The sequence below is a fragment of the Streptomyces sp. NRRL S-37 genome (assembly GCF_000721605.1).
Taxonomy (GTDB): Bacteria; Actinomycetota; Actinomycetes; order Streptomycetales; family Streptomycetaceae; genus Streptomyces.
Genome location: NZ_JOIZ01000057.1, coordinates 1 through 4,535, shown reverse-complemented (window position 1 = coordinate 4,535; position 4,535 = coordinate 1). Strand labels below are relative to the sequence as shown.

Below are 4,535 nucleotides of genomic sequence, written 5' to 3'. Positions count from 1 at the left end.
GATCGCCGTGATCATCTCCACGCCACGCGGCAGGCACAGACCCACCACCGACTCCGCACCCACACCCTGACCCACCAGATAGTGCGCCAGACGATTCGCGCGGGCGTCCAGCTCCGCGTACGACACCTCAACACCGTCGGCGACCACCGCCACCGCATCCGGAGCACGCACCACCTGCTCCGCGAAACGAACCGCGACCGAACCCGTAGGCAGCTCCGCCGCAGTGTCGTTCCACTCGACCACGACCCGCCGACGCTCGGCCTCCTCCACGACCTCCACATCACCCAGCCGCAGCCGCGGATCGGAGACCACTGCCTCCAGCACACGGGGCAGGGCGCCGGCGATCCGGTCGGCCGCCTCGGCGTCGAACAGGTCGGCGGCCACGGTGACGGTGCCGCGGAATCCGGCGGGTGCGCCCTCGGCGTCGAACGCCTCGGCGATCAGGACGTCCAGGTCGAACTTGGCCGCGCTGGCGCCCGCCCCGAACCGACTGGCCTGGACGTCACCCAGGTCCAGGACCGCCTCGATGGTGTTCTGCATCGTCAGGACGATCTGGAAGAGGGGGTGGCGCGCCATGGAGCGGACCGGGGCCAGCTCCTCGACCAGCCGGTCGAAAGGCACGTCCTGGCGTGCCCCGCCAGCCAGTCCGGCCTCGCGGACGCGGGCGAGCACGTCGGTGAAGGCCGGGTTCCCGGAGAGGTCCGCGCGCAGCACGAGGGTGTTGACGAAGCATCCGACGAGGTCGTCGAGCGCTTCGTCGACGCGTCCGGCATGGGCGGACCCGATCGGGATGTCGGTACCCGCCCCCAGCCGGGACAGCAGCACCGCCAGAGCGGACTGGAGCACCATGAAGGTGGTGACGCCCTCCGCGCGGGCCACCTCCAGAAGCCGCGCGTGCACCTCCGCGGGGATCTCCAGTGGCGCGGTGTGTCCGCGGTGGGAGGCGACGGCCGGCCGGGGCCTCGTCCGGCCCGGCCGGGAACAGCCAGGCCCGGATCGGCACCTCGGTGGACAGGTCGAACGCGTACTGCGCCGCCTCGGCCACCGCGGCGTCCACGTCGGCGGGAACGGCCTCGGCGACCTGAAGCCGCCAGTCCAGCTCCGTCATGTCGAGGACACGCTGATAGGGCTCACCGTCGGCGGTGGCGAACACCGTCCGCAGCACCTCGTGGCGGCCGATCACGTCCCGCAGTGCCGCGTCCAGGGCGCCGGCGTCCAGGGCCCCGTTGAGCCGTAGCACCGTCGGGATGTTGTACGTGGCGCTCGGGCCTTCCAGCTGGCCGATGAACCACAGGCGGCGCTGCGTGAACGACAGCGGAATCCGCTCCGGGCGTTCCTGCGCCGTCAGTGCCACCCGGGCCCGGTCCGCGTCGTCGATGCGGGCCGCGAGCCGGGCGACCGTCGGCGCCTCGAACAGCGTGCGCAGCGACAGCTCGACCCCGAGCACCGACCGCACCCGGCTCACCAGGCGTGTCGCCAGCAGGGAGTGCCCGCCGAGGGCGAAGAAGTCGTCGTCGACACCGACCCGCTCCACGCCGAGGACCTGCGCGAACACCCCGCACAGGATCTCCTCGCGCACGGACGACGGTGCACGGCCGGATTCCGCGCCGTATTCCGGGGCCGGCAGTGCCCTGCGGTCCACCTTCCCGTTCGGCGTCAGCGGCAGCGCGTCCAGGGTCACCACGGACGACGGGACCATGTACTCCGGCAGGCGTGCGGCCACGAACTGCCGTAGGTCGAGGGCCGGTTGGCCGGCCGTGCCGTCACCGGGCACCACGTACGCCACCAGACGCTTGTCGCCGGGCGTGTCCTCCCGGGCGATCACCACGGCCCGGGCCACCCACGGGTGCGCGGCGACAGCGGCCTGGATCTCGCCGGGTTCGATGCGGAACCCGCGGATCTTGACCTGCTCGTCCGCCCGGCCCAGATACTCGAGCCGGCCGTCCGCGTTCCAGCGGGCGAGGTCACCGGTGCGGTACATCCGCTCACCCGGCTCGTACGGGCAGGCGACGAACCGCTCCGTGGTCAGGCCCGCCCGGCCCGCGTATCCGCGTGCCAGACCCGCACCCGACGTGTACAGCTCGCCCACGGCACCCACCGGTACGGGACGCAGCCGCTCGTCGAGAACGTACACGCGGGTGCCGGAGACGGGGGCCCCGATCGGCACGTCGGCCAGGTCCGTCACGTCGGCGGGGCGCACGCTGTGCACCGCAGTGAACGTGGTGTTCTCCGTCGGCCCGTAGCCGTTGAGGAGCTGGACGGTGGGCAGTCGGTCCAGGAGCGCGCGGCAGTGCGCGGGGGACAGCACGTCCCCGCCCGCCAGCAGCCGGCGGACTCCGCGCAGCATGTCGGGGTCCTGGTCGACCACTTCGTGGAACAGTCCGGCCGTCAGCCACAGGGTGGTGACGCGGTGGCTCGTCAGGAACTCCCGGAGTTCGGTGAGGGACGGCGCCCCGGGCGGTGCCACCGCGAGGGCGCCGCCGTTGAGCAGTGCACCCCAGATCTCGAAGGTCGCTGCGTCGAAGGACGCCGAGGCCAGGTGGGCGACCGTGTCACCGGTGCCGAGCTCGACGTAGCCGCCGTCGCGGACCAGGCGGTCGATGGCCCGGTGCGGGACCACGGTTCCCTTGGGCAGCCCGGTGGAGCCGGAGGTGTACATGACGTACGCGGCGCCGTCCGGGTGGGCGGGGACGGGGCGTTCCTCGGCCGTGAGTGCCGCGTCCGACAGGGCGCCGAGTGCGGCGGTCGTATCCGCCGTGTCCAGCACCAGGTGCGGGAGACCCGCGGGCAGCACCTCGGCCGGGAGGGCGGTCGCCTCCGTGCTGAGCAGCAGGACGGGAGCCGCGTCGGCGAGCATGAACGCGATGCGTTCCGCCGGGTAGGCGGGGTCGACCGGCAGGTAGGCACCGCCCGTCTTGGTGATCGCCAGCAGGGTCACCACGGCGTCGATGCCGCGCTGTGCGGCGACGGCGACCAAGCGCTCCGGGCCGGCTCCCCGTGCGAGCAGCAGCCGCGCGACGCGGTTGGCGCGGGCGTCCAGCTCCGCGTACGACACCTCGGTGCCGTCGGCGACGATCGCCTTGGCGTCCGGGGTCCGGGCGGCTTGCGCCTCGAACAGGCCGGGCAGGGTCGACGCGGCGGTCCGGTGACCGGTCGCGTTGTGGTCGACGAGGATCCGCCGGAGTTCGGCCGCGCCCAGCACGTCCACCGCGGTCAGGGGCGACCGCCGGTCGTCGGCCGACTCGTCGTCCAGCGCGGTGACCAGGTTCTCCACGGTGGTGCGCACGAGTTCCGCGACAGCCTGAGGGTCGATCGGGGCGACCGCGTCGACGGCCAGGCCGAGCCCGTCACCGTCGTCGTCGACGGAGACCGAGAGCGGATAGTTGGTGGCCTCCCGGCCGAACACCAGCCTGATGCCCGCGCCGGATGCCACCTGGGACGCGGCGTCGTCCTGGGTGTCGGGCCGTCCGGTGTTGTGCCGGTAGTTGAAGAGCGAGGTGAACAGCGGGGTGTCGCCCGGCACGCCGCTGGCCTGCTGCGCCACGGCGAGCGGCGCGTGCTCGTGCTCCAGCAGGGCGGCGAGCTGGTCGCGCATCGCGGCGACGGCCGCCCGCGGCGTCATGTCGTTCACGCGCACGCGTACCGGCAGGGTGTTGATGAAGGGACCCGTCACCCGGTCGGCGCCGGCCGCCGCGCTCAGGCGTCCGAGCAGCACGGTGCCGAACACCACGTCGCCCCGACCGCTGATCGCGGCGAGGGCCCGTGCCCACGCCACATGCATCACCGTGGCCGGGCTCGCGCCCAGCCGCTGTGCGGTCTCACGGAACCGGTCCTCCAGTTCCGGTGCGAAGCGCAGCCGTGCCCGGACCACGCCGGAGCCGTCGCCGAGCGCGTCGAGCTGGCCGTACGGGGCGGTCGGCTCGGTCACGTCGGCCAGCAGTCGGGTGAAGAACCGCTCGTGCTCGGCCCGTTCGACTCCCTGGCGTGCCTGGGTGACGAAGTCGCGGAAAGGCAGGGGCTCGGGCAGTGCGTCGCCCCGGCCGGCGAGGAGCGTCCCGACCTCGTCGAGGACGAGCTCCATGCCGGTGTGGTCCTGCACCATGTGGTGGACCCGGAACAGTGCGAGCCACCGGTCGGAGCCGGGTTCGGCGGCCAGGTGCACATGGACCAGCGGAGCCTGCCGCAGGTCCATCGACGTGCCGGCCCGTGCGACCAGCTCGGCCACCGGGTCCGCGCCGTGGGGGTCGAGCTCGACTTCCACGACGGGCAGGTCGGCGCGGCGCCGCACCACCTGCACCGGCTCGCGCAGGCCCTCCCACACGATCCCGGTCCGCAGGATGTCGTGCCGGTCCACCACCTGCTGCAGCGCACGCAGATAGTCGTCCAGCAAGTCGCGTGAGGTGAACTCGACGACCATCGGGGAGACGTAGACGTCTTCGCCGCCGTCGGCGAGGAGGTGGTGGAAGAGCAGTCCCTCCTGGAGGGGGGCGAGGGGGTAGATGTCGGCGACGTTCGCCGCGCCGCCCTCGACGGTG

The 4,535-nt window shown here is 73.0% G+C and carries 1 protein-coding gene and 1 pseudogene; both read right to left on the bottom strand.

Annotation, left to right across the window (positions count from 1 at the left end):
- A partial coding sequence (locus IH50_RS43020) for a condensation domain-containing protein (RefSeq protein ID WP_234328331.1) occupies positions 1-912 on the bottom strand: 912 nt, incomplete at its 3' end.
- 124 nt (positions 913-1,036) lie between these two features.
- A pseudogene (locus IH50_RS38290) lies at positions 1,037-4,471 on the bottom strand (non-ribosomal peptide synthetase); the annotation flags it as partial.
- Positions 4,472-4,535: the final 64 nt, after the last annotated feature.